This is a genomic window from Streptomyces luteosporeus (assembly GCF_039532865.1).
Classification (GTDB): Bacteria; Actinomycetota; Actinomycetes; order Streptomycetales; family Streptomycetaceae; genus Streptomyces; species Streptomyces luteosporeus.
The window spans coordinates 330,883-350,773 of the sequence record NZ_BAAASL010000003.1 but is presented as its reverse complement, the minus strand read 5'-3'; the positions used below and the strand labels follow the sequence as shown (position 1 = coordinate 350,773).

The 19,891-nt window shown below is 75.0% G+C and carries 21 protein-coding genes and 1 riboswitch; of the genes, 12 read left to right on the top strand and 9 right to left on the bottom strand.

Annotated features, from left to right (window positions below; all coding sequences use genetic code 11):
- Positions 1 to 7: 7 nt before the first annotated feature.
- From ABD361_RS05540 to ABD361_RS05520, 5 genes are all read left to right on the top strand, one after another.
- Complete coding sequence (locus ABD361_RS05540; protein ID WP_344433579.1) at positions 8 to 721, top strand: sugar phosphate nucleotidyltransferase; 714 nt, start codon at positions 8 to 10, stop codon at positions 719 to 721.
- Positions 722 to 729: 8 nt separating this feature from the next.
- Positions 730 to 1,647 (top strand): NAD-dependent epimerase/dehydratase family protein, encoded by a 918-nt coding sequence (locus ABD361_RS05535; RefSeq protein WP_344433676.1) that lies wholly within the window; start codon positions 730 to 732, stop codon positions 1,645 to 1,647.
- Positions 1,644 to 2,351, top strand: coding sequence for a spherulation-specific family 4 protein (locus ABD361_RS05530; protein WP_344433578.1), 708 nt, complete (start codon positions 1,644 to 1,646; stop codon positions 2,349 to 2,351). Before ABD361_RS05535 ends, ABD361_RS05530 begins: the two co-directional genes overlap by 4 nt.
- On the top strand, positions 2,348 to 3,205 hold the full coding sequence (locus ABD361_RS05525) for an endo alpha-1,4 polygalactosaminidase (RefSeq protein WP_344433577.1): 858 nt from the start codon (positions 2,348 to 2,350) through the stop codon (positions 3,203 to 3,205). Before ABD361_RS05530 ends, ABD361_RS05525 begins: the two co-directional genes overlap by 4 nt.
- Positions 3,206 to 3,428: 223 nt before the next feature.
- A riboswitch (cyclic di-AMP (ydaO/yuaA leader) is annotated at positions 3,429 to 3,579 on the top strand.
- 3 nt (positions 3,580 to 3,582) lie between these two features.
- On the top strand, positions 3,583 to 4,056 hold the full coding sequence (locus tag ABD361_RS05520) for a C40 family peptidase (protein ID WP_344433576.1): 474 nt from the start codon (positions 3,583 to 3,585) through the stop codon (positions 4,054 to 4,056).
- A gap of 35 nt (positions 4,057 to 4,091) precedes the next feature.
- On the opposite strand, the gene ABD361_RS05515 is transcribed toward ABD361_RS05520, so the two are convergent.
- Together ABD361_RS05515 and ABD361_RS05510 are read right to left on the bottom strand one after the other, a co-directional pair.
- On the bottom strand, positions 4,092 to 5,018 hold the full coding sequence (locus ABD361_RS05515; RefSeq protein WP_344433675.1) for an NADP-dependent oxidoreductase: 927 nt from the start codon (positions 5,016 to 5,018) through the stop codon (positions 4,092 to 4,094).
- Between the two features lie 93 nt (positions 5,019 to 5,111).
- Positions 5,112 to 5,651 (bottom strand): SRPBCC family protein, encoded by a 540-nt coding sequence (locus ABD361_RS05510; protein ID WP_344433574.1) that lies wholly within the window; start codon positions 5,649 to 5,651, stop codon positions 5,112 to 5,114.
- 135 nt (positions 5,652 to 5,786) lie between these two features.
- On the opposite strand from ABD361_RS05510, the gene ABD361_RS05505 reads away from it, so the two are divergent.
- The 4 genes from ABD361_RS05505 (at position 5,787) to ABD361_RS05490 (ending at position 10,278) form a co-directional block, all read left to right on the top strand.
- Entirely contained in the window at positions 5,787 to 6,533 is a 747-nt protein-coding gene (locus ABD361_RS05505; RefSeq protein ID WP_344433573.1) for a DUF2334 domain-containing protein, read from the top strand.
- Positions 6,530 to 7,612 carry a glycosyltransferase gene (locus tag ABD361_RS05500; RefSeq protein ID WP_344433572.1) on the top strand — a complete coding sequence of 361 codons (1,083 nt, stop codon included), beginning with the start codon at positions 6,530 to 6,532 and terminating at the stop codon, positions 7,610 to 7,612. The genes ABD361_RS05505 and ABD361_RS05500 overlap by 4 nt, the downstream gene beginning before the upstream one ends.
- 211 nt (positions 7,613 to 7,823) lie before the next feature.
- A complete protein-coding gene (locus ABD361_RS05495; RefSeq protein ID WP_344433571.1) occupies positions 7,824 to 9,089 on the top strand; it encodes a serine/threonine-protein kinase in 1,266 nt (421 codons plus the stop codon).
- Between the two features lie 31 nt (positions 9,090 to 9,120).
- Positions 9,121 to 10,278, top strand: a complete 1,158-nt coding sequence (locus ABD361_RS05490; RefSeq protein ID WP_344433570.1) for a DUF6777 domain-containing protein — start codon at positions 9,121 to 9,123, stop codon at positions 10,276 to 10,278.
- Here ABD361_RS05490 and ABD361_RS05485 read toward each other — a convergent pair.
- From ABD361_RS05485 to ABD361_RS05470, 4 genes are read right to left on the bottom strand one after another with little or no spacing between them, the layout of a single operon-like run.
- Positions 10,229 to 10,519 carry a hypothetical protein gene (locus ABD361_RS05485; RefSeq protein WP_344433568.1) on the bottom strand — a complete coding sequence of 97 codons (291 nt, stop codon included), beginning with the start codon at positions 10,517 to 10,519 and terminating at the stop codon, positions 10,229 to 10,231. The two genes, ABD361_RS05490 and ABD361_RS05485, sit on opposite strands and share 50 nt — an antisense overlap.
- A gap of 50 nt (positions 10,520 to 10,569) precedes the next feature.
- Positions 10,570 to 11,502, bottom strand: coding sequence for a serine/threonine dehydratase (locus ABD361_RS05480; protein WP_344433567.1), 933 nt, complete (start codon positions 11,500 to 11,502; stop codon positions 10,570 to 10,572).
- A gap of 54 nt (positions 11,503 to 11,556) precedes the next feature.
- Complete coding sequence (locus ABD361_RS05475) at positions 11,557 to 12,102, bottom strand: cupin domain-containing protein (protein WP_344433566.1); 546 nt, start codon at positions 12,100 to 12,102, stop codon at positions 11,557 to 11,559.
- A 46-nt stretch (positions 12,103 to 12,148) separates the two neighbouring features.
- Positions 12,149 to 13,366, bottom strand: a complete 1,218-nt coding sequence (locus tag ABD361_RS05470) for a cytochrome P450 (RefSeq protein WP_344433564.1) — start codon at positions 13,364 to 13,366, stop codon at positions 12,149 to 12,151.
- A 206-nt stretch (positions 13,367 to 13,572) separates the two neighbouring features.
- On the opposite strand from ABD361_RS05470, the gene ABD361_RS05465 reads away from it, so the two are divergent.
- The gene (locus tag ABD361_RS05465; RefSeq protein ID WP_344433563.1) at positions 13,573 to 14,577 is read left to right on the top strand and encodes a DUF6528 family protein; all 1,005 of its coding nucleotides are present in this window, start codon (positions 13,573 to 13,575) and stop codon (positions 14,575 to 14,577) included.
- A 147-nt stretch (positions 14,578 to 14,724) separates the two neighbouring features.
- Here ABD361_RS05465 and ABD361_RS05460 read toward each other — a convergent pair whose 3' ends face one another.
- The 3 genes from ABD361_RS05460 to ligD all read right to left on the bottom strand — a co-directional run bounded on the left by ABD361_RS05460 (position 14,725) and on the right by ligD (position 17,598).
- On the bottom strand, positions 14,725 to 15,933 hold the full coding sequence (locus ABD361_RS05460; protein WP_344433562.1) for a hypothetical protein: 1,209 nt from the start codon (positions 15,931 to 15,933) through the stop codon (positions 14,725 to 14,727).
- 114 nt (positions 15,934 to 16,047) lie between these two features.
- Entirely contained in the window at positions 16,048 to 16,509 is a 462-nt protein-coding gene (locus ABD361_RS05455; RefSeq protein WP_344433561.1) for an SH3 domain-containing protein, read from the bottom strand.
- Positions 16,510 to 16,584: 75 nt separating this feature from the next.
- The gene (gene ligD, locus ABD361_RS05450; RefSeq protein ID WP_344433558.1) at positions 16,585 to 17,598 is read right to left on the bottom strand and encodes a non-homologous end-joining DNA ligase; all 1,014 of its coding nucleotides are present in this window, start codon (positions 17,596 to 17,598) and stop codon (positions 16,585 to 16,587) included.
- A gap of 79 nt (positions 17,599 to 17,677) precedes the next feature.
- On the opposite strand from ligD, the gene ABD361_RS05445 reads away from it, so the two are divergent.
- Positions 17,678 to 18,742: an ATP-dependent DNA ligase gene (locus tag ABD361_RS05445; RefSeq protein WP_344433556.1), complete on the top strand. Its 1,065-nt coding sequence runs from the start codon at positions 17,678 to 17,680 to the stop codon at positions 18,740 to 18,742.
- A gap of 95 nt (positions 18,743 to 18,837) precedes the next feature.
- Positions 18,838 to 19,875, top strand: coding sequence for a glycoside hydrolase family 6 protein (locus tag ABD361_RS05440; RefSeq protein ID WP_344433555.1), 1,038 nt, complete (start codon positions 18,838 to 18,840; stop codon positions 19,873 to 19,875).
- Positions 19,876 to 19,891: the final 16 nt, after the last annotated feature.

Sequence of the window (19,891 nt, the reverse complement as noted above, 5' to 3'; positions counted from 1 at the left end):
CACCGACATGCACGCAGTCATCCTCGCCGGAGGCAAGGGCGTCCGGCTCCGCCCGTACACCACCGCACTGCCCAAGCCCCTGGTGCCCATCGGCGATCAGCACGCCATCCTCGAAATCGTCATGCGCCAGCTGGCGGGCGCCGGGTTCACCAGCTGCACCCTGGCCATCGGCCACCTGGGCCACATCATCCGCGCCTACGTGGGCGACGGCTCGCAGTGGGGCCTGCGCGTGGACTACACCACCGAGGAGAGCCCGCTGGGCACCATGGGCCCGCTGCTGACCATGGCCGACCGGCTGCCCGAGCGGTTCCTGGTGATGAACGGCGACGTCCTGACCGACCTCGACTTCGGCGACGTGCTGCGCGACCACACCGCCTCCGGGGCGCCGCTGACCATCGCCACCTATCCGCGCCGGGTCAGCATCGACTTCGGGGTGCTGACCACGGAGGCCGACCGGGTCGTGGCCTTCACCGAGAAGCCCAGCATGGACTACCGGGTCTCCATGGGCGTCTACGGCGTCAGCCGCGATGCGCTCGGCCGCTACACGCCCGGCCTGCCGCTGGGCTTCGACGAGTTGGTGCTGGACCTGCTGGAGGCCGGCACCCCGCCGCGCGCCTATGATTTCGACGGGTACTGGCTGGACATCGGCCGGCCGGACGACTACGACCGGGCGAACGCGGAGTTCGCCGTCCGCCGCGACATGCTGATCAAGGGAGCGTGACCGGCCCCGTGCGCATCCTCCTCCTCGGCGCGACCGGCTTCCTGGGCCGGCACGCCGCCGAGCGCCTGCGCGCCCTGCCGGGCGCGCTGGTGCTCGAGGGCGGCCGCTCCCCGCGCGCCGCCTTTCCCCTCGACCTCGCGGCCACGTGCCCGGACCGGCTGATCTCCGTGGTGCGCGGCGCGGCCCCCGACGCCGTGGTCAACTGCGCCGGGGCGGTGGGCGGCAGCGCGCTGACCCTCACCGGCGTCAACGCCCGCGGCCCCGCGCTGCTGTGCGAGGCCCTGCACGCGGCGGCCCCCGACGCGCGCCTGGTGCACCTGGGCTCGGCGGCCGAGTACGGGCCGGCCGACGGCCACCGGCCGGCGGCCGAGGCCGGCCCGGCGCGCCCGGCCGGGCTGTACGGCGCGAGCAAGCTCGCCGGCACCCTCGCGGTGACCGGATCCGGCCTGGACGCGGTGGTGCTGCGGGTGTTCAACCCCGTCGGCCCCGGCGCCCCGGCCGCCTCCCTGCCCGGCCGGCTGGCCGCCGCGCCGCGCGCGGCGGGCCCCGACGGCCGGGTGAAGACGGGCGACCTGTCGGCGTACCGCGACTTCGTCGACGTACGGGACGTCGCGGAGGCCGTCGCCCGGGCCGTGACCGCGCCCCGGCCGCTGCCCGCCGTCCTCAACGTCGGCAGCGGCACGGCCCGTCTCGTACGGGACGTCGCCGAGGGGCTGCTGCGGGCGGGCGGCTTCACGGGGGACGTGGGCGAGCGCGTCGACGAGCAGGGCGACGGTTCGCCGCGCTCGGCCGCCGTGCCCTGGCAGCAGGCCGACACCACCGCCGTCACCCGCAGCCTGGGGTGGACCCCGCGCCGCTCGCTGGAGGAGTCCCTGGCGGATCTGTGGGCCGAGGTGCGCGACCGGCCCGAGGAGTACGTCCGGTGACGTCCGGGCGGCTGCTGGTCCCGCTGTACGTCCATCCCGGCGAGGGGCCACAGGCGTGGGAGGCCCTGCTGCGCGAGGCCCCGCGCCTGCACGCGGTGGTGCTCAACGCGGCCGACGGTCCCGGCGACCGGCCCGATCCGGCCTTCCGTGCGGTGGCCGGACGGCTGCGCGCCGCGGGCGTCGCGCTGCTGGGGTACGTCGACACCGGGTACGGCCGGCGGCGCACCCGCGCCGTGGTCGCCGACGTGCGCCGGCACCGCCGGTGGTACGAGGTGGACGGGGTCTTCCTCGACCAGGTGCCGGTGCACGCCGCCCACCTGCCCCGCTACCGCCGGCTGGTGCTGGCCGCGCGGGTGCTGGGCGCCCGCAGCGCCGTGCTCAACCCGGGCACGCACCCGGACCCCGGGTACGCGGAGCTGGCCGATGTGCTGGTGACCTTCGAGGGGACGTGGGAGGACTACCGCCGGGCGCGGGTGCCGGCGTGGACGGCCGACCATCCGCCGGAGCGCTTCTGCCACCTGGTGCACGCGGTGCCCGAGGGGCGGGCGCACGAGGTGGCCCGCACGGCCGCGGTCCGCGGCGCGGGCGTGCACTGCGCCGTGCCGGGCACGGGTGCGAACCCGTGGCGCAGCGCCCCGCCGCCGGCCGGTGCGCAGGAGATGCAGGAACAGGAACGGGAACAGGAACGGGGAGGGACGCGGTGAAGGACCGGCGCCTACGGGCCGGGTTGCTGGGCGTGCTGCTGCTGGTGCTGGCGAGTTGCTCGTCGGCGCCGGAGGAGGACGAGGACGGCGAGCCGGACGGGAGGCCGACGGCCACCGCGCCGGCCCCCTCGGGGCGGCCCGGTGACCGCTGGCAGCCGCGCCCGGGCACGGCCTGGCAGTGGCAGCTCGGCGGGAAGCTCGCCGCGGCCGACACCTCCCTCGACGTGCCCGTCTACGACATCGACGGCTTCGAGAACACGGCGGAGACCGTGGCGGCGCTGCACGCCCGCGGCCGGAAGGTGATCTGTTACATCAACGCCGGTGCGTGGGAGGACTTCCGGCCGGACAAGGACGCGTTCCCCAAGGGGCTGCTGGGCCGCAAGAACAAGGGCTGGGACGGCGAGAAGTGGCTGGACATCCGCCGTCTGGACGAGCTGCGGCCGCTCATGGCCGCCCGCATGGACATGTGCCGTCAGAAGGGTTTCGACGCGGTCGAGCCGGATCTGACGGAGGGGTTCCGCAACGGCACGGGATTTCCGCTGACGGCCGCCCACCAGCTGGCGTTCAACCGGATGCTGGCGCGGCTGGCGCACGAGCGCGGGCTCGCGGTGGGGCTGAAGAACGACCTGGAGCAGATTCCCGCGCTGGTGGGCGACTTCGACTTCGCGGTGAACGAGCAGTGCGCGCAGTACAAGGAGTGCGAGAAGCTGACCCCCTTCATCAAGGAGAACAAAGCGGTCTTCCACGTCGAATACGACCTTCCGACGGACAAATTCTGCGGCACGGCGAAGCGGCTGGGGCTGAGTTCGATGCGCAAGAAGCTGGAGCTGGACGCCTGGCGCGAGCCGTGCTGACGGGCCGTCACCTACCCGCGGTAGCCCGCCTTCCGTCGCAGGACAGGCGGTCTGGACAGGTGATGGTTGCACCATTTCGCCCGAAGTGAAGAAGTTCACAATTGCCGCTCCGGGTACGGAATCCGGGCGGGCGATGGTGCAGGATCTCTCGTCGAACACAAGATCCCGTCACCGAGGCGGGCCACCCGGGCGGAACGCCGAGTCCTGCCGCCGCACCGGGTGCGGAATCGATTCGTCGATCGGCAGGAGCGGGAGACCCAAGCGGTACGGACCACGAACGCGGTGGTCCTTGGGGTGAAGCCAGATGCTGGCCGGGCAACTTCGCAGCCCGAACCCGACAGGTCATCTTTCGCAGGCGGATGCCGAAGGGCTGTGGCATGTCTGCGTTGCCTCGCATACCTGCACTCGTTTCCCGGGCCGCCACCGCGTCGGCCCTGACCGCCGCCACCGTCGCGGCATCGGTCCTCGTTCCCGGCCTCGCCCCCGGCGCCTCGGCGGCGACCACCGGCGAGCAGGCACTGAGGATCGCGGCCTCCAAGGCCGGCTCCCCCTACCAGTGGGGCGCCACCGGCCCCAACCGCTTCGACTGCTCGGGCCTGACCCTGTACTCGTTCAAGAAGGCCGGCAAGAACCTGCCGCGCACCGCCGCCGACCAGTACAACCGCACCCGGCACATCTCCGCCGGCTCCCGCACACCGGGCGACCTGGTGTTCTTCCACTCCGGCAGCAACGTCTACCACGTCGGGATCTACGCGGGTAGCAACACGATCTGGCACGCCCCCAAGCCGGGCACCACCGTGCGCAAGGAACGCATCTGGACCGGCAGCGTCTGGTACGGCCGGGTGGGCTGACCCCCGCCCCGGCCTCCCGTCCTCGCCGGCCGCCGTCAGGCGACGGCGAGGACGATCTTTCCGGTGAGGTGGCCGTGCTCGCTCTCCCGGTGCGCGTCGGCCGCCTCCTCCAGGCGGTAGAGGCGGTGGACGGGCAGCTGCAGCAGCCCCGCCTCGTGCAGGGCCAGCGCCTCGTTCAGCGCGGGCACCGGCCGTACCTCCCGGCCGCCCGAGCTGAAGCGGGCCCCGTGCAGCCGGGCGCCCTCGGCGTCGGCGATCGACACCACCCGGTCGGCGCCGCCGGTCACCTCGACGGACACCCACACGGCGTCCCCCTTGCCCACGGCGTCCAGCGCCGCGTCCACCCGGCCGGGCGCGGCCGCCTCGCGCACCCGCTCGGCGAGCCCCTGCCCGTACGTCACCGGGATCGCCCCGAGGCCGCGCAGGTAGGCGTGGTTGGACTCGCTCGCCGTGCCGATGACCCGCACCCCGCGGGCCCGGGCGAACTGCACGGCCAGGGTGCCCACGCCGCCGGCGGCGCCGTGGACGAGCAGCGTCTCGCCGTCGCCGAGGTCCAGCAGCTCCATCACCCGCCGGGCCGTCTCGGCGGCCACCGGCAGGGCGGCCGCCTCCTCCCAGGCGAGCGAGACGGGCTTGATGACGACCTGGTCCTCCCGGGCCAGCGCCTGCTCGGCGTAGGCGCCGGTCACGGTGCGCCCGAACACGGCGTCCCCCGCCCGTACCTGCGTCACGCCCTCCCCCACCGCCTCGACCAGGCCGGACGCCTCCACGCCGGGGACGTGCGGCAGCTCCAGGGGGAAGGTGCCGGCCATGGCACCGCTGCGCAGCTTGTGGTCGAGCGGGTTGACGCCGGCGCAGCGCACCGCGATGCGGACCTGTCCCGGCCCGGGGACGGGCAGCGGCACCTCGACCGGCCGCAGGACGTCGGCCGGTCCGTACGAGCTGAAGGAGATCGCCTTGATCGTCGTCATGTGATCACCTTGATCGACGACCGGCCGATTCGCCGCCAGGCCGGGCCGGACCGCCACCCGGATACCGTGCTCCGGTGCCGGCGCCTACGCCCCTTCCTCGGCGAGCCGCTTGACGCCTTCGAGGGTGGCGCGCATGCCCGCCTTGAACTCCTCCAGCCGCATGGCCACGAGCTCCTCCTCGCGATCGGGCATCCGGGCGATGGCCACGCTGATCCCCGAGGGCGCGGGGCCCATGCGCACGGACTGGCGCAGCAGCGTGGCCGCCCCCTCCGGACCGTCGGGCTCCAGTTCGAACTTCCAGGTGGCAATGGGGTGGGCCGGGTCGGCCTCGCCGCCGCCGTAGCGGCCGTCGGGGTCGGTGACCGCCCAGCTGAACAGCCGCTCGGGGACCAACCCGACGACGTGGGAGACCGTCCGCCACTCCCCCGCGTACGGGTGGCGGTTGAACCCCTCGAAGCGCGCGCCCGGCTCCGCACCGGTGGCACCGTCCAGCCAGGCCGTGCTCTGGAGCTCGGTGCTCAGGCGGGCGGGCAGGCCGATGTCCGTCACGAGCTTCCACACGACGGCCGCAGGCGCGTCGATGCGGATCTCCTCCTGTGCACCCGGGGCGTCCGCCAGACGCATGATGTCTCCCTCCCCAACTGAACATGACAAGCCGTTGGGCACAGTGTGCAACACCCCTCGGAGGCGGGTGCCACGGCGGGCCCGGTTCACCGCACGTCCACCGGCCGTGCGCACCGCTGGGGGATGCTGGACGGTGTGACAGCGCAATTCGTGGTCTCGGTGCACGACGTCGCCCCCTGGAGCTTCTCGCGGACCCGCGAGTGGGTGGCCGAGCTGGAGTGCCGCGACGTGCCGGCGACGCTGCTGCTCGTACCGGGCGCCTGGCGCGGGGTTCCGCTGGCGGACGACCCCGCCCTCGTCCGGTGGCTGCACGCCGCCGCGCGGCGCGGGCACGAGCTCGCCCAGCACGGCTTCACGCACCGGGCCGTGCCCGGCGGCCCCCGTCGCCGGCGCCTGCTGAACCGGCTCCTGGCCCGCGGGTGCGCCGAGTTCTGTGCGCTCGACGCGCGCGAGGCCGCCGACCGCCTCGCCCGGGGACGGGCGGAACTGGCCCGCGCCGGGATCCACCCGCAGGGCTTCACCCCGCCCGGCTGGCTCGCCTCCCCCGGCACCATGGCGGCCCTGCGCGCCTCGGGCCTCGCCTACACCACCTCCCACCTGGCCGTGCACGACCTGCGCACCGGCCGGCGATACCGCCTGCCCGCCCTGTGCCACCGCCCCGGCGGCCTCGGTGAGCACGCGGCGGCCCGCCTCCTGCCGTGGGCGGCCTGCCGGTGGGCCCGCCGGGGCCGGTCCTTCCGCATCGCCCTGCACCCGGCCGACCTGGCCCGGCCCGGGCTGCGCGAGAGCGCCCTGGCGGCGATCGACGCGGCGCTGGCCGCGGGGGCGGAGCCGCTGACGTACGCCGAACTGGTGGCGGTACGCGGACGGGGAACGCCGTGAGGATCGTGCAGCTCGCCAACTTCTACGGCCCGCAGTCGGGCGGCACCCGCACCACGCTCGACGCGCTCGGGCGCGGTTATGCCGCGGCGGGCCACGAGCGGGTGCTCGTCGTGCCGGGAACCCGTGCCTCCTGCGAGCGCGACGCGACGGGGCTGCGGTGCTCCCTGCCGGGCCTGCCCGTGAGCGGCGGCTACCGGATCGCCCTGCCGACGCCCGCCCTGCACCGTCTGCTCGACCGCCTGGCACCGGACGCGCTCGAGGTCTCGGACAAACTCACCCTGGTGGGCGCGGCCGCCTGGGCCCGGAAGCGGGGCGTGCGGTCGGTGCTGCTGTCCCACGAGCGGCTGGACGCGATCCTCGCCCCCTGGCTGCCGGCGTGGGTGCCGCTCCGTCCCGCCGCGGACGCCTGGAACCGCCGGCTCGTGCGGCTGTTCGACGCCGTGGTGAGCCTGTCGGCCTTCTCCTGCGCCGAGTTCGTCCGCATCGGCGCACCGGTGCTGCACCGGGTGCCGCTGGGCGTGGACCTGGACGTCTTCTCCCCGTCGGCCGCGGCGCCCGGGGCACCGGACGGCGTGCGGCTGGTGTACGTGGGGCGGCTGTCGCGGGAGAAACAACCCCACCTCCCCATCGAAACCCTCCGGGTGCTGCGGGAGCGCGGATTGCCGGCCCGGCTGGACGTCCTGGGCGACGGCCCGGAGCGCCATCGCCTGGAACGACGGGCGGCGGGCCTGCCGGCCCGCTTCCACGGCTACCTCTCGGACCGGCGCTCGGTGGCCGCACTCACCGCGGCGGCGGACGTGGCCCTCGCCCCCTGCCCGGCCGAGTCCTTCGGCCTGGCGGCACTGGAGTCCCTGGCCTGCGGCACCCCGGTGGTGACCGCCGACCGCGGCGCGGCCCGGGAACTGCTGGCCCCGGGCGCGGGCACGGCCGTACACCCGGAGGCGGAGGCGATGGCGGACGGGGTGCAGCACGTACTCACCCACCCGAAACCCGCACGGCGGGCGGCGGCCCGCGCCCGGGCCGAGGAGTTCCCCTGGGCACGGGCGGTGGCCCGGATGCTGGCGGTGCACGGCGCGTAGGGGGCGCCCCGTAGGGGCGCGGGGAACTGCGCGACAAGCCACGACGCACCCGCAGACGGGTGCCGTGTCGCACCCACACGGCCGGCCGGCAGGCGCACGCACACACCCTTCACGAACGGCGGGAACGCTCCGCACCAGCGGCACGTCCCAGCCAGTGTGGCCCGAACGCGCACGGCCTCGCGGCACCGTGCGCCGGGGGAGGGAGGGGCACATGGACGAGGCGGGGCGCCGCCATCCGCTGGTGGCCGGGCGCTACCGGCTGCTGGAGGAACTGGGCCGCGGCGGCATGGGGGTCGTCTGGCTCGCACTGGACGAGGTGCTGGACCGCGAGGTCGCAGCAAAGGAGGTGCGGGCGCCGGAGCACCTGTCCGACGACGACGTGCGCGTGCTGTACGCGCGGCTGAAGCAGGAGGCCAGGGCGGCGGCGCGGGTCAGTCACCCGAATGTGATCACGGTGCACGACGTGGTCGAGCAGGAGGGCCGGCCCTGGATCGTGATGGAGCTGGTGCGCGGCGAATCCCTCGACCATGTGCTGCGTCAGGAGGGCCCGTTGCAGGCCAAGGAGGCCGCCCGGGTCGGGGCTCTGGTGCTGCAGGCGCTGCGTGCCGCGCATGCCGTCGGGGTGCTGCACCGCGACGTCAAGCCCGCGAACGTCCTGCTGGAGGCCGGCGGCCGGGTGGTGCTCACCGACTTCGGGATCGCCCTGGTCGAGGGGGCGGGCACGCTGACCCGTACCGGTGACCTGATCGGTTCCGCCGAGTACCTGGCCCCGGAGCGGGCCATGGGCCGGCGCCCCGGGATCCCTTCCGACCTGTGGTCCCTGGGCGCCCTGCTGTACGTGGCGGTCGAGGGGGTCTCCCCGTTCCGCCGCGGTGACCCTCTGAGCACCCTGCGGGCGGTCGTGGACGAGGCGCCCGCCCCGCCTCGCCGGGCCGGGCCCCTGGCCCCGTTGCTGGAGGGGCTGTTGCGCAAGGACCCGGAGGCCCGCATGGGTTCGGCCGAGGCGGAGCGGCTGCTGGAGGCGGTGGCCAGCGGGCGGGTGACGGAGGCACCGGGATACGTGCGCACCACGGTGGACCGCCCGGCGCGGCCCCCGGCGCCGGACCCGACGCCCACGTACGTTCCGTACGTCCCCCCGCCGGCGCCGTCGCAGCCGGTCGCGCCCGCCGCGTACGGCGCCCCGTACCCGGCGCCCGCCGCACCTGCGCGCCGCATGGCGGCCCGGATCGTCGCGGCCGTCGTCACGCTGCTGCTCGTCGCCGGCGGCACGATCGCGCTGTTCGCCCTGCGCGGCGGCGGCTCGGGGGGCGGACAGTCGCCGGGCGGGGGCTCGGTGTCGGCGCCCCAGCAGGTGAGCTCCGACGACCAGGGCGCCACGGACACGGCCGAGCCCACGCCCACGCCCACGCCGACGTACGAAAACCCGACTCCCACGCCGCAGGGAACGTGCAACGGCGGCTGGGTGACTTCCTGTTGACAAGCCAGACCGGCCCACGGGGGTGCGTCCTGTGAAGCGCAAACGGATAGGTGTCCCGTCCCTGCTCGCCGTCTGCGCGCTGCTCGCCGGCGCGGGCGCGGCGGGCTGCTCGTCGGACTCCTCGGGGGGCGGCGGGCAGCGGATCTCCCTGGAGGCCGCGGGAGTGGTGGCGGCCAACCCCTTCCTCAAGGCCCCCGAGGCCGACCTCCGGGGCACCAGGCCCCTGCCCGGGGCCCGGGCCCGGGGCGCCTTCGGCGGCACGCCGGGGCAGACGCACTGCGACAAGCTCAAGCTGATCGCCCAGATCACCGCGGACCCGGTCGAGGCCGCCGCCTGGGCGAAGGTGCGCAACGTGCCGGTGGAGCGCATCCGCGAGCACATCATGGCGATGAACGAGGAGATCGTCCCCGAGGACACCCTGGTGAAGAACCACAACTACGAGGGCAACGGCAAGACGGTGGAGTACCTTTCCGTCCTGCAGTACGGCACCGCGATCCTGCGCGACGCCGACGACGACAGCCCGGCCGTCAAGTGCAACTGCGGCAACCCGCTGCTGCAGCCGGACCGGAAGGTCGACCGCGCCTCGGCCACGTACACCGGGACGCGCTGGCAGAGCTTCGAGGTCACGCAGATCACCGTCGTGGTGACCCGCGCGGTGGAGCAGGGGCCGCGCAAGACCGTGCCGTACGTCGACGTCCGGCACCCGGACCGGGGCTTCGACCGCCCGGCCGGCAGCAGCAACGGCGGGGAGGACAGCAAGACGTACCCGGTGCCGCTGCCGAAGACCCCGGCGCCGTCGGCGTCCGGGGCGTCGGGCACGCCGACCGGCACCCCTTCGGGCTCCCCGTCCGATTCCCCGTCCGATTCCCCGACGGGGACGCCGTCCGGCACGTCCTCCGGTTCTCCTTCCTCCGGTTCTCCTTCCTCCGGTTTGCCCTCGTCCGGTACGCCTTCCCACGCGCCGACGGGATCGCCCTCGCACCGGACCTCGTCGGCGCCGCCCACCAAGGTCCCGCCCACGACGCGGGTCCCGGCGCCGGTGACGTCCGAGCCCCCGCCGCGCACCCACGCCCCGTCGCTGGTGCCGACGAGCGGGCCTCCGCTCCGGGAGCACATCACCCCCGCTCCCCCGCGCTCGGTCAATCCGCCGGAGCACTCGGCCAACGGCCCGTCCGCCACAGGTGCGTGATGGCGTCGGCGATCCGGCGCGAGGTCTCGTCGGTGAGCCGTCGCGGGTCGCCGCCGACCGCCGCGAGGTCGGCCAGGAAGCGGCCGACCGCGGGGCGGCCCAGGCGTTGAAGGGTGGTGTCGTGGTGGGCCCGTACGAGGCCGGTGGCGCGGAGCCGGGCCTCGTCGAGGCCCGTGAGCCGTACGGACAGTTCGACGAAGCCCGGGTGGTCCTCGGGCGGTGCCGCATCGTGTCGTGTCATGGTCGCCTCCCCGCGGGGAACGACTGCCGTGCGGCGCCGCCCGGTTCCCGTCAGCGCTGCACGAGGTCGGCGGGGTCGGTGTTGGCGCCGCACAGCACCACCGCGACGCGCTCGCCGTCGGCGGGGGTGTAGGCGCCGCCCGTCAGGGCGGCCAGGGCGGTGGCGCCGGCGTGTTCGACGACGAGGCGGCGGTCGTCCCACAGGGCCCGGCGGGCGCGGACGATCTCGCCGTCCGGGACGAGGACGCACCGGACGCCGGGGTCGGCGGCGGCGTGCAGGGCGGCTTCGGAGACCCGGCGGGCGCCGAGGGCGTCGGCGGCGACGGAGTCGACGTCCACGTCGACGACGTGGCCCGCGCGCACGGCGGCGTGCAGGGCGCTGCTGTGCTCGGGCTCGACCGCGACGGTGCGGATGCCGTGCTCGCGGGCGGCGGTGGCCACACCGGCGAACAGGCCCCCGCCGCCGACGGCGACGACCACGGTGTCCAGGCCGGGGACGCGCTCGCGGATCTCCTCCAGGAGGGTGCCGGCGCCGGCGGCGATCAGCGGGTGGTCGTAGGCGTGGCTGGCCAGGGCGCCGGTGGTCGCGGCGAACTCCTCGCAGGCGGCCAGGGCCTCGGCGTACTCGCTACCCACCAGGCGCACGTCGGCGCCGTAGCCGCGCAGTTTGGCGACCTTGACGTGGGGGGCGTTCTCCGGGAGGAAGACGGTGGCCGGCACGCCCTGGTGGCGGGCGGCCCAGGCGCAGGCCAGGCCGGCGTTGCCGCCGGAGGCGATGGTGACCCCGGCCGCGGGCAGGGTGCCGGCGTCGCGGTGGGCGGCGAGGAAGTTGTGGGCGCCGCGCGCCTTGAAGGAGCCGGTGTGCTGCAGGTGTTCGAGGGCGAGTCGTACGTCGCCGTCCCCCTCGGCGACGGTGACCGGGCGGACGTGCCCGGCCACGCGGGAGGCGGCTGCGGTGACGTCGTCATAGGTGAGGCGGTACACGGGTGGACGGCTCCTAGCGCTGTGGCGGTCTGCCCTGCCAACGCCGTACTGCCGTCACCGGGTTCCCGGGGGCGCCATGCGCAACGGGGTGAGCTGTTCGATGTCGTAGCGCTTGCGCAGCTCGGCGACGGCCTCCTCGTCCACGGGGGGACCGGAGTTGAGGATCTCGAAGAGCTCGTCGAAGTAGCGCTCGTGGTCGGGCGGGGGCGCCGCCTGGAAGAACATGCGGGCGGGTTCGCCGGTGGGATTGGCGAAGGCGTGGGGGCAGCCCGGGGGGACGAGGATGACGGTGCCGGCCGTGGCCCGTACGCAGCGCTGCCCGGAGGCCGACTCCCACGCGCGCCAGCTGTCACGGGTGCGGATCCGCGGTTCGAAGGCGAGGACGTCCAGCTCGCCCTCCAGCACGTAGAACAGCTCCTCGCTGCGCGTGTGCAGGTGGGCGCCGACGTCGAAGCCCGGGGGGACGACGACCTCGAAGCTGGAGGCGGCTCTGGAGTGCTCGCCGGTGACCTTGAAGGTGACCTGTTGGGCGGGGGTGACCAGGGTGCGGCCCGATCCGGGGGGCACGACCAGGCCGTCGGGTGCGCTGAGGAGCGTCATGGTGCGGGGGCCCTTTCCGGCGGGTGCTTCACCAGCTTCACCAGCTTCACCAGGCGACGGGCAGGTTCTCCGGGCCGCGGATCAGGGCGCGGCGCTGCCAGCGGACCTCCTCGGGCGGCACCGCGAGGCGCAGCTCGGGGAAGCGCCGCAGCAGGGTGGAGATGATGATCTCCTCCTCCAGCCGGGCGAGCATCGACCCCAGGCAGAAGTGGGGTCCGTGCCCGAAGGACAGGTGGGGGTTGTTCTCCCGGTCGAAGTCGAGCTCGTGGGGACGGTCGAAGACGGACGGGTCGCGGTTGGCCGTCAGGTACGAGGAGTGGACGACCTCGCCCTTGCGGATGAGGACCCCGCCGACCTCGACGTCCTCCATGGCGATGCGGCCCAGGCCCACGGCGTTGCGGTGCGGGACGAAGCGCAGCAGCTCTTCGAGGGCCTGCGGCAGCAGGCCGGGCTCGGCGCGCAGGCGGGCGAGCTGCTCGGGGTGAGTGAGCAGGGCGTAGACCACCTGGGCGCTGTTGTTGCGCACGGCGTGGGCGGCGCTGGCCTGGATGAGCAGGGCGACGGCGACGGCCTCGGCGAGGGTGATGTTGCCCTGGTCGACGGACTGGGCGAGCTCGCCGGCCAGGTCGTCCCGGGGCTCGGCGCGCCGGCTTTCGAGCAGGTCGGTGAGGTAGCCGGCCATGGCGTTCTTGGCGTGCTCGCTGGCCTCGCGGCCGTGGCCGGCGGAGAGCTGGATCTCCGTCCACTGGGCCATCTGCGGCCGGTCGGCCGGGGGCACGCCCATCAGGTCGCTGATGACGGCGAGCGGCAGCGGGCCGTGGAGGTGCTGCACCAGGTCGGCGGGCGGCCCCTCCTGCTCCATCTCGTCGAGGAGCTCGTCGGCCGCGCGCTGGGCGGCCGGGCGCAGCCGGGCCAGGCGCGGGGCGGTGAACGACCGGGCGACGGACTTGCGCAGCCGGGTGTGCTCGGGCGGGTCGGCGAAGCCCACGGCCTCGTCCAGCGGGATGAAGTGGGGGGCGAGGCGGGTGATGGGGCGGCCGAGGACGGCCTGCCGGCTGAAGCGCGGGTCGGAGGTGACGAACTTGACGTCCTCGTAGCGGGTGACGAACCAGGCGTGGCCTTCGCCGTTGGGCAGCTTGATGCGCGAGACGGGCTCGTCGCGCAGGCACGCCTCCATGAAGGGGTCGAAGGCCAGCCCGTTCAGATCCGGTACGTCCCAGAAGCGTACGGGATGCTCTTCCGATACCGATTCGGTCGTCGTCATTGGCAGCACACCCACCCGTGTATGTGAACACCTCGTGTGAACACCTCGGTCCGAGAGTCAAATTTGCCCCGATTCGAGGGGATAAGCAGTGCCACGCCCGGGAATTCACCCGTTCGGCGCAGCCGGGGGCGCGGGGGCTCATCGATGGTGTGACGGACGGGCGTGGCGCCCCCGGCAGCGCGGGGCCCGGCAGCACGCTGTGGCGCGTGGATCTGCCCGTGAAACGGCTGTGCGCCGTGCTGCTGACGGCCTGCCTGGCCGGTGCGCTGCCCGGCCCGGCCGGTGCCCGGCCCCGGGACGGGCGCGCGGCGCGCCCCTCGCCGATCGTGGCCGCCGACCAGGCGACGCGCTCGGTGTACGTCCTGGACGCCGAACGCACCCGGTGGGACGCCGACGACGCCGAGGACGGCCCCGAGTCGGGCGTGCTGTGGTCGTGGACCGCGGACGGCCGCTCCGGCCTCGCCGACCTGGATCCCGCGACCACCTGGACGAACCCCAGCGAGGTGAAGTTCCGCACCCTGGACGGCAGGCGCTACCTGCTCGCCACGGCCTCGGGCGGCCTCGCGGCCGTGATCGGCTACCCCGGCCGCGGCGTGTACTGGGCGGCCGACACCGGCACCGGCAACGCCCACAGCATCGACCTGCTGCCCGACGGCAACGTGGCCGTCGCCGCCAGCACCGGCGGGTACGTGCGGCTGTACGCGGCGTCGGCCGGCTCGCGCGCCACCCGGCACGCCCAGGTGCCGCTGGCCGGGGCGCACGGAGTGCACTGGGACCCGCGGACCGGCCTGCTGTGGGCGCTGGGCAGCCGCCAGCTGCTCGCCCTCGACGTCGACGGCCCGGCGGACGACCCCGGGCTCACCGTGGTGCGTCGCGTGGCCCTGCCCAGCGGCGGCGGGCACGACCTGGCCCCGGTGCTGACCCGGCCCGGCCGGCTGTGGGTGACCACCGGGTCGGCGGTGTACCAGTACTCGACGACCGAGCGCGCCTTCGTGCCGTACGCGCAGCAGTCGCGGATCAGCGGGCCCGACGTCAAGAGCATCGGCGACGACCCCCGCACGGGCCGGGTGCTCGTCGCCCGGCCGGAGCGCGGCCACCCGTGCGAATGGTGCACCTCCACCCTCGTCCTGTACCGGCCCGACGGGACGCGGACGCTGCTGCACGGCGGCATGTACAAGGCCCGCTGGTGGACGACGGCCCGCGGCGGGTGAGCGCCCCGTAGGGGCGCGGGGAACTGCGCGACAAGCCACGACGTGCCCGCAGATGGAGTGCTGTGCTGCGCCCGGAGCTGGGGGTGGCGCGTTCGGCTGCGGGCCGCCGGTGGCTGATCGCGCAGTTCCCCGCGCCCCCTTGGGGCGCTACGGCACGCCCTGGAGGCGGGTGCGGACGTCGGCGGCGGCCTCGGCGCCGTCGGGCACCCGCTCCCACAGTGCGAGCAGGGCGGGGGCGAGGCGGTGGCCGCGCTCGCCGCTGTGCTGCCAGCAGTAGTGGGCCCGCTTGAGGGCGGCGAGCGCCTCCGTGTCCTCGGAGCCGCCGCGGTCGAGCCGCTGGGCGGCGGCGGACATCCACAGTTCGGCGGCGCGCGGATGGTCGCCCGCGAGCCGCGCGAGGTCGGCGCGCACCTCGATCCACAGCCCGGCCTCGGCGCTGTGCGGCCCGTGCCGGCGCAGCGTCAGCTGCTCCCAGGCGGCGGCCATGGCGGCCGCCTCGTTGTGCCGGCCCGCGTGCGCGGCGGCGAGGATGTCGGACAGGGGTGCGGGACCGGGAGCCGCGGCCTGCGGCCCGGCGGGCTCCGGCGCTGCGGGTTCCGGCCCGGCGGGCTTCGGTGCCGCCTCCACCGGAGCCGCCGGAATGACGGCCTCCACCGGGGCCGCCGGACGGGGCGCCGCGCGGTTGGCCAGGAGGGGGCCCGTGGCTCCGGACTGCAGCGGCAGGGCGCCCTCCGGCAGGGGTCCGCCGGTCAGCGCCAGTTGGTGCAGCAGGCCGGGGTCGAGGGTGGGCCCGGCCGTGGGGTGGCCGGCGGCCAGGGCGGCGAGGAAGGAGCGGGTGTAGGCGCTCGCCTCCGGGGCGGGCCCGGGCGGGCTCGGGGTGGCGATCCCGTACAGGGCCAGCCCGTCCGCGAGGCGGCCGTCGTGGGCCGCCGCGGCGACGTGCGGCCAGGTGTGGGCGTCGGCCTCGACGTCGAGCAGGAGGAGGGTCGGCCCCGGGTGTTCACGCAGGGTGCGCGTGAGCCATTCCCAGGGCAGGCCGGTGTAGCGGACGGTGGCGGGGGTGGACTCGCGCAGCGCCAGGTGGAGTTGGGTGCTGCGCCGGGCGGGGACCATCAGGTGTCCGGTGACCCATACCAGGAGCGGCCCGGGTACGGTGGCCGCGTCCTGCAGGTAGGCCAGGACGCTCTGCGGCCCCGCCATGGCGGGGAGCTGCACCACGTCGGCGGAGGGGGCGGCGAGGAAGTGGCGCGGTCGGGCACCGGCGACGGCGTGCGCCGTCGGGTTGGGGACGGCACCCCGCCGCCGGTCGGGAGTGCCGTCCAGCAACAGAACGCAACCGTGGGTCGGGTGGTCCAACGCGTCTTCCTTCCGGCCGTTTCGTCGAGCCCGTGACGCAACTGTAGGCGCCGGTGCGTCGGTGCCGGTAAGGAAGGGCGCAACGGGCCCGCCCGGGCCCGGTGTTACGCGGCGTTACGCCGGCGTCTTCTTGGGTTGCTGTTCCTTGCGGCCCTGGACGGCGGGCTCGTCGAGGGAGTTGCGGTCGACCGTCCGGCACACCGGCACGTTGCCGGTGTTCTCCACGTACTTCGCCGCGACCCAGGTGTTGCGTTCGCGCAGCAGGTACCAGACGGGGTTGCCGGAGACGTCCTGGGCGCGCGCCTTGCACCGCAGGGGGACCTGGGTGCGGTACTTCAGCAGGCCCTTGGGGGCGGAGTCGGTGGTGGGGAAGACCCGCTCGACGACGCCCGTGGTGGCGACGACGGCACCGTAGGGCCGGCCCGGCGGCGGGGCGGCGACCGGCTGGTCGGCGGAGTGGGCGGCGGGGGCGGCGGGGGCGGCGGGGGCGGCGGCCAGCAGGGTTCCCCCGAGGGCGGCGGCCGCGATCACGCCGGCGGTGATCTTCCTGGTGCGGATCGCGAGTGTAGTGAACATGGGAACTCCCTCGATGCGAAGTGGATCACGCATTGCCCAGGTTCCACATGAAATGTCGCCATAAACACAAATCCGTCAGTCGTCCTCCTTCCTGGCCCGGCTGGGCTGGACGCGCTTGGGTTCGCCCTTCATCTTGGGGTGTTCGGGCGGGTAGGGCAGGTCGCCGAGGCCGTGCTCGCGCTCGTCGCGGGCGGCCAGGTCGAGGGCCGCCTCCAGGCCGCAGGGCCGGTCGTCCATGCCGGCGTGCACGTCGCCGGCCTCGGCGAACCGGGCCGGCATGGTGGCCAGGTCGAAGTCCTCGGGCACGGCCCGCTCCAGCTCCTCCCAGCGCAGCGGCGCCGAGACCGGGGCGTGCGGGCGGGGGCGCACCGAGTAGGCGCTGGCAATCGTGCGGTCGCGGGCGGTCTGGTTGTAGTCGACAAAGATCTTTGCCCCCCTTTCCTCCTTCCACCACGCCGTGGTGATGCGCCGTGGGTCCTGCCGCTCCAGCTCACGGGCGACCGCGATGGCCGCCCGGCGCACCTGGACGAAGGTCCACTGCGGTGCGATGGGCACGAAGACGTGCAGGCCGCGGCCGCCGGAGGTCTTGGGCCAGCCGGTCAGGCCGAGGCCTTCGAGGACCTCGCGCAGCAGCAGGGCGGCGTGCACGGCGTCCGCGTAGCCGGTGCCGGGCTGCGGGTCGAGGTCGATGCGCAGTTCGTCGGGGTGGTCGGTGTCGCCCCGCCGTACGGGCCAGGGGTGGAAGGTCAGGCAGCCCAGGTTGGCCGCCCACAGCACCGCGGCCGCCTCGCCGGGGCAGATCTCGTCGGCGTGCCGGCCGCTGGGGAAGGAGATGCGGCCGGTGGGGATCCAGTCGGGGAGGTTCTTGGGCGCCCGCTTCTGGAAGAACGACTCCCCCGTCACCCCGTCGGGGTAGCGCTCCAGCGTGGTGGGCCGGTCCTTCAGGGCCCGTACGATGCCGTCGGCGACGCTCAGGTAGTACTGGGCGACGTCGTACTTGGTGTAGCCGCGCTCGGGGAAGTAGACCTTGCCGGGGTTGGACAGCCGTACCGTGCGCTCTCCGACGGTGAGCTCCATGGTCTCTGCCATGCGTTTCACGCTAGGCCGCACGGGCGTCCGGCGCCTGTCGGCGGGCGGGGGGCCGGGCCGCCCACCACAATCGGGGATCATGGACCTTCCGGTGATGCCCCCGGTCGAGCCGATGCTCGCCAAGCTCGCCCCCGAGATCCCCCCGGGGATGAGCTACGAGGCCAAGTGGGACGGCTTCCGCTCGATCGTCTTCCGCGACGGCGCCGAGCTCGAACTGGGCAGCCGTACGGGCCGGCCGCTGACCCGCTACTTCCCCGAGCTCGTGGCCGCGCTGCTTCAGCAGCTGCCGGAGCGCTGCGTGGTGGACGGGGAGATCGTCGTCGCCCGCGAGGGCCGGCTGGACTTCGACGCGCTGCTGGAGCGCATCCACCCCGCCGCCTCGCGGGTGCGGCACCTGGCGGAGGTGACCCCGGCCTCCTTCGTCGCCTTCGACCTGCTGGCGCTCGGTGACGCCTCGTTGATGCAGGAGCCGCAGCGCCGGCGCCGCGAGGAGCTGACGGGGGCGCTGGGCGGGGCGCACCCACCGCTGTTCGTCGCGCCCTCGACCGGTGACCTGGCGGTGGCGCAGGGCTGGTTCGAGCAGTTCGAGGGCGCGGGCCTGGACGGGGTGGTGGCCAAGCCGCCGGAGCTGCCGTACCGGCCGGGCCGGCGGGTGATGGTCAAGGTCAAGCACGAGCGCACCGCCGACTGCGTCGTCGCCGGCCTGCGGCACCACAAGAGCGGGCCGGTGGTGGGCTCGCTGCTGCTGGGGCTGTACGACGGCGCCGGGCGGCTGCAGCACGTGGGGGTGTGCGCGTCCTTCCCCATGGCCCGGCGCCGGCAGCTGATGACGGAGCTGGAGCCGCTGGTCATGCCGGACGCGACGGGACACCCGTGGCAGGAGTGGGCGAACGCCGAGGCCCAGGCCGCGGGGCGGCTGCCGGGCGGGCCGAGCCGCTGGACGGGCAAGAAGGACCTGTCGTGGATCCCGCTGCGCCCGGAGCGGGTGGTGGAGGTGGCCTACGACCACATGCAGGGCGACCGCTTCCGGCACACCGCCCAGTTCCGCCGCTGGCGCCCGGACCGGGACCCGGACAGCTGCACGTACGCCCAGTTGGTGGAGCCGGTGCGCTACGACCTGGCCGAGGTGCTGGGCGGGGCGTGAGACACGCCCGGCACCGGGCCGGGGAAATCCCGGCCCGAGGGGGCGGCATATCTCACGCTGGTACGACCATCGCACTCCAGCGGGAGGTGGCGTCCATGACCCGGATCCGTTCCCACCGCCCGGGCGCCGCGGCCCGGCGCGGCGCGGCCGCCCTCGTCTGCGCGGGCTGCGCCTGGTGGCCCGCGGCCGTCCCGGCCGTGGCCGGCGGCCCCGGCGGGGGCGGCGACTCGCCCTTCTGGGTCGAGCCCGACGCCCGGGCGGCCCGGCAGGCGCGGGTCTGGCAGGAGCGGGGCCGGGAGGCGGACGGCGAGGCGGTGCGGCGCATCGCCGAGCAGCCCACGGCGGTGTGGATGACGGGTGACGACCCCAGGGAGCAGGTGGCCCGCGTCACCGAGGAGGCCGAACGCGCCTCGCGCATCCCGCTGCTCGTGGCCTACAACGTGCCGCACCGCGACTGCGGCCAGTACTCCTCCGGCGGGGCGCCCACCGCCGAGGCGTACCGGGCCTGGGTCGCCCGGGCGGCCGAGGGCATCGGCGAGCGGCGGGCGTGGGTGGTGCTGGAGCCGGACGCGGTCGCCCAGTGGGCGTCGGGCTGCCTGCCCCGCGAGGCGGCGCAGGAGCGGCTGGGCCTGCTGGCCGAGGCGGTCGCGGCGTTCAAGGCGCGGCCGGGGACGTCGGTGTACGTGGACGCGGGCAACGCGGGCTGGATCAGCGACCAGCAGCTGCTGGCCGATGCGCTGCGCAAGGCGGGGGTGGAGCGGGCCGACGGCTTCGCGCTGAACGTCTCGAACTTCCACACCACGCCCGTCACTCGCGCGTACGGCGAGAAGCTCTCGCAGCGCCTGGGCGGCGCGCACTACATCATCGACACCAGCCGCAACGGCAACGGCCCGCTGCCGGCGGGGTCCGGGCAGGGCGGGGCCGAGTCGTGGTGCAATCCGCCGGGGCGGGCGCTGGGGGCGGCACCGACCACGCACACGGGCGACCCCCGGGTGGACGCCTTCGTGTGGATCAAGCGGCCCGGCGAGTCGGACGGCGCGTGCCGCGGGGCCCCGGCGGCGGGGCACTGGTGGGCGGAGTACGCGCTGGGGCTGGTGACGGCGCGCGGCGGGCAGCCGCTGCTGCAGTCGTAGCCGCCGGGGCGACCGG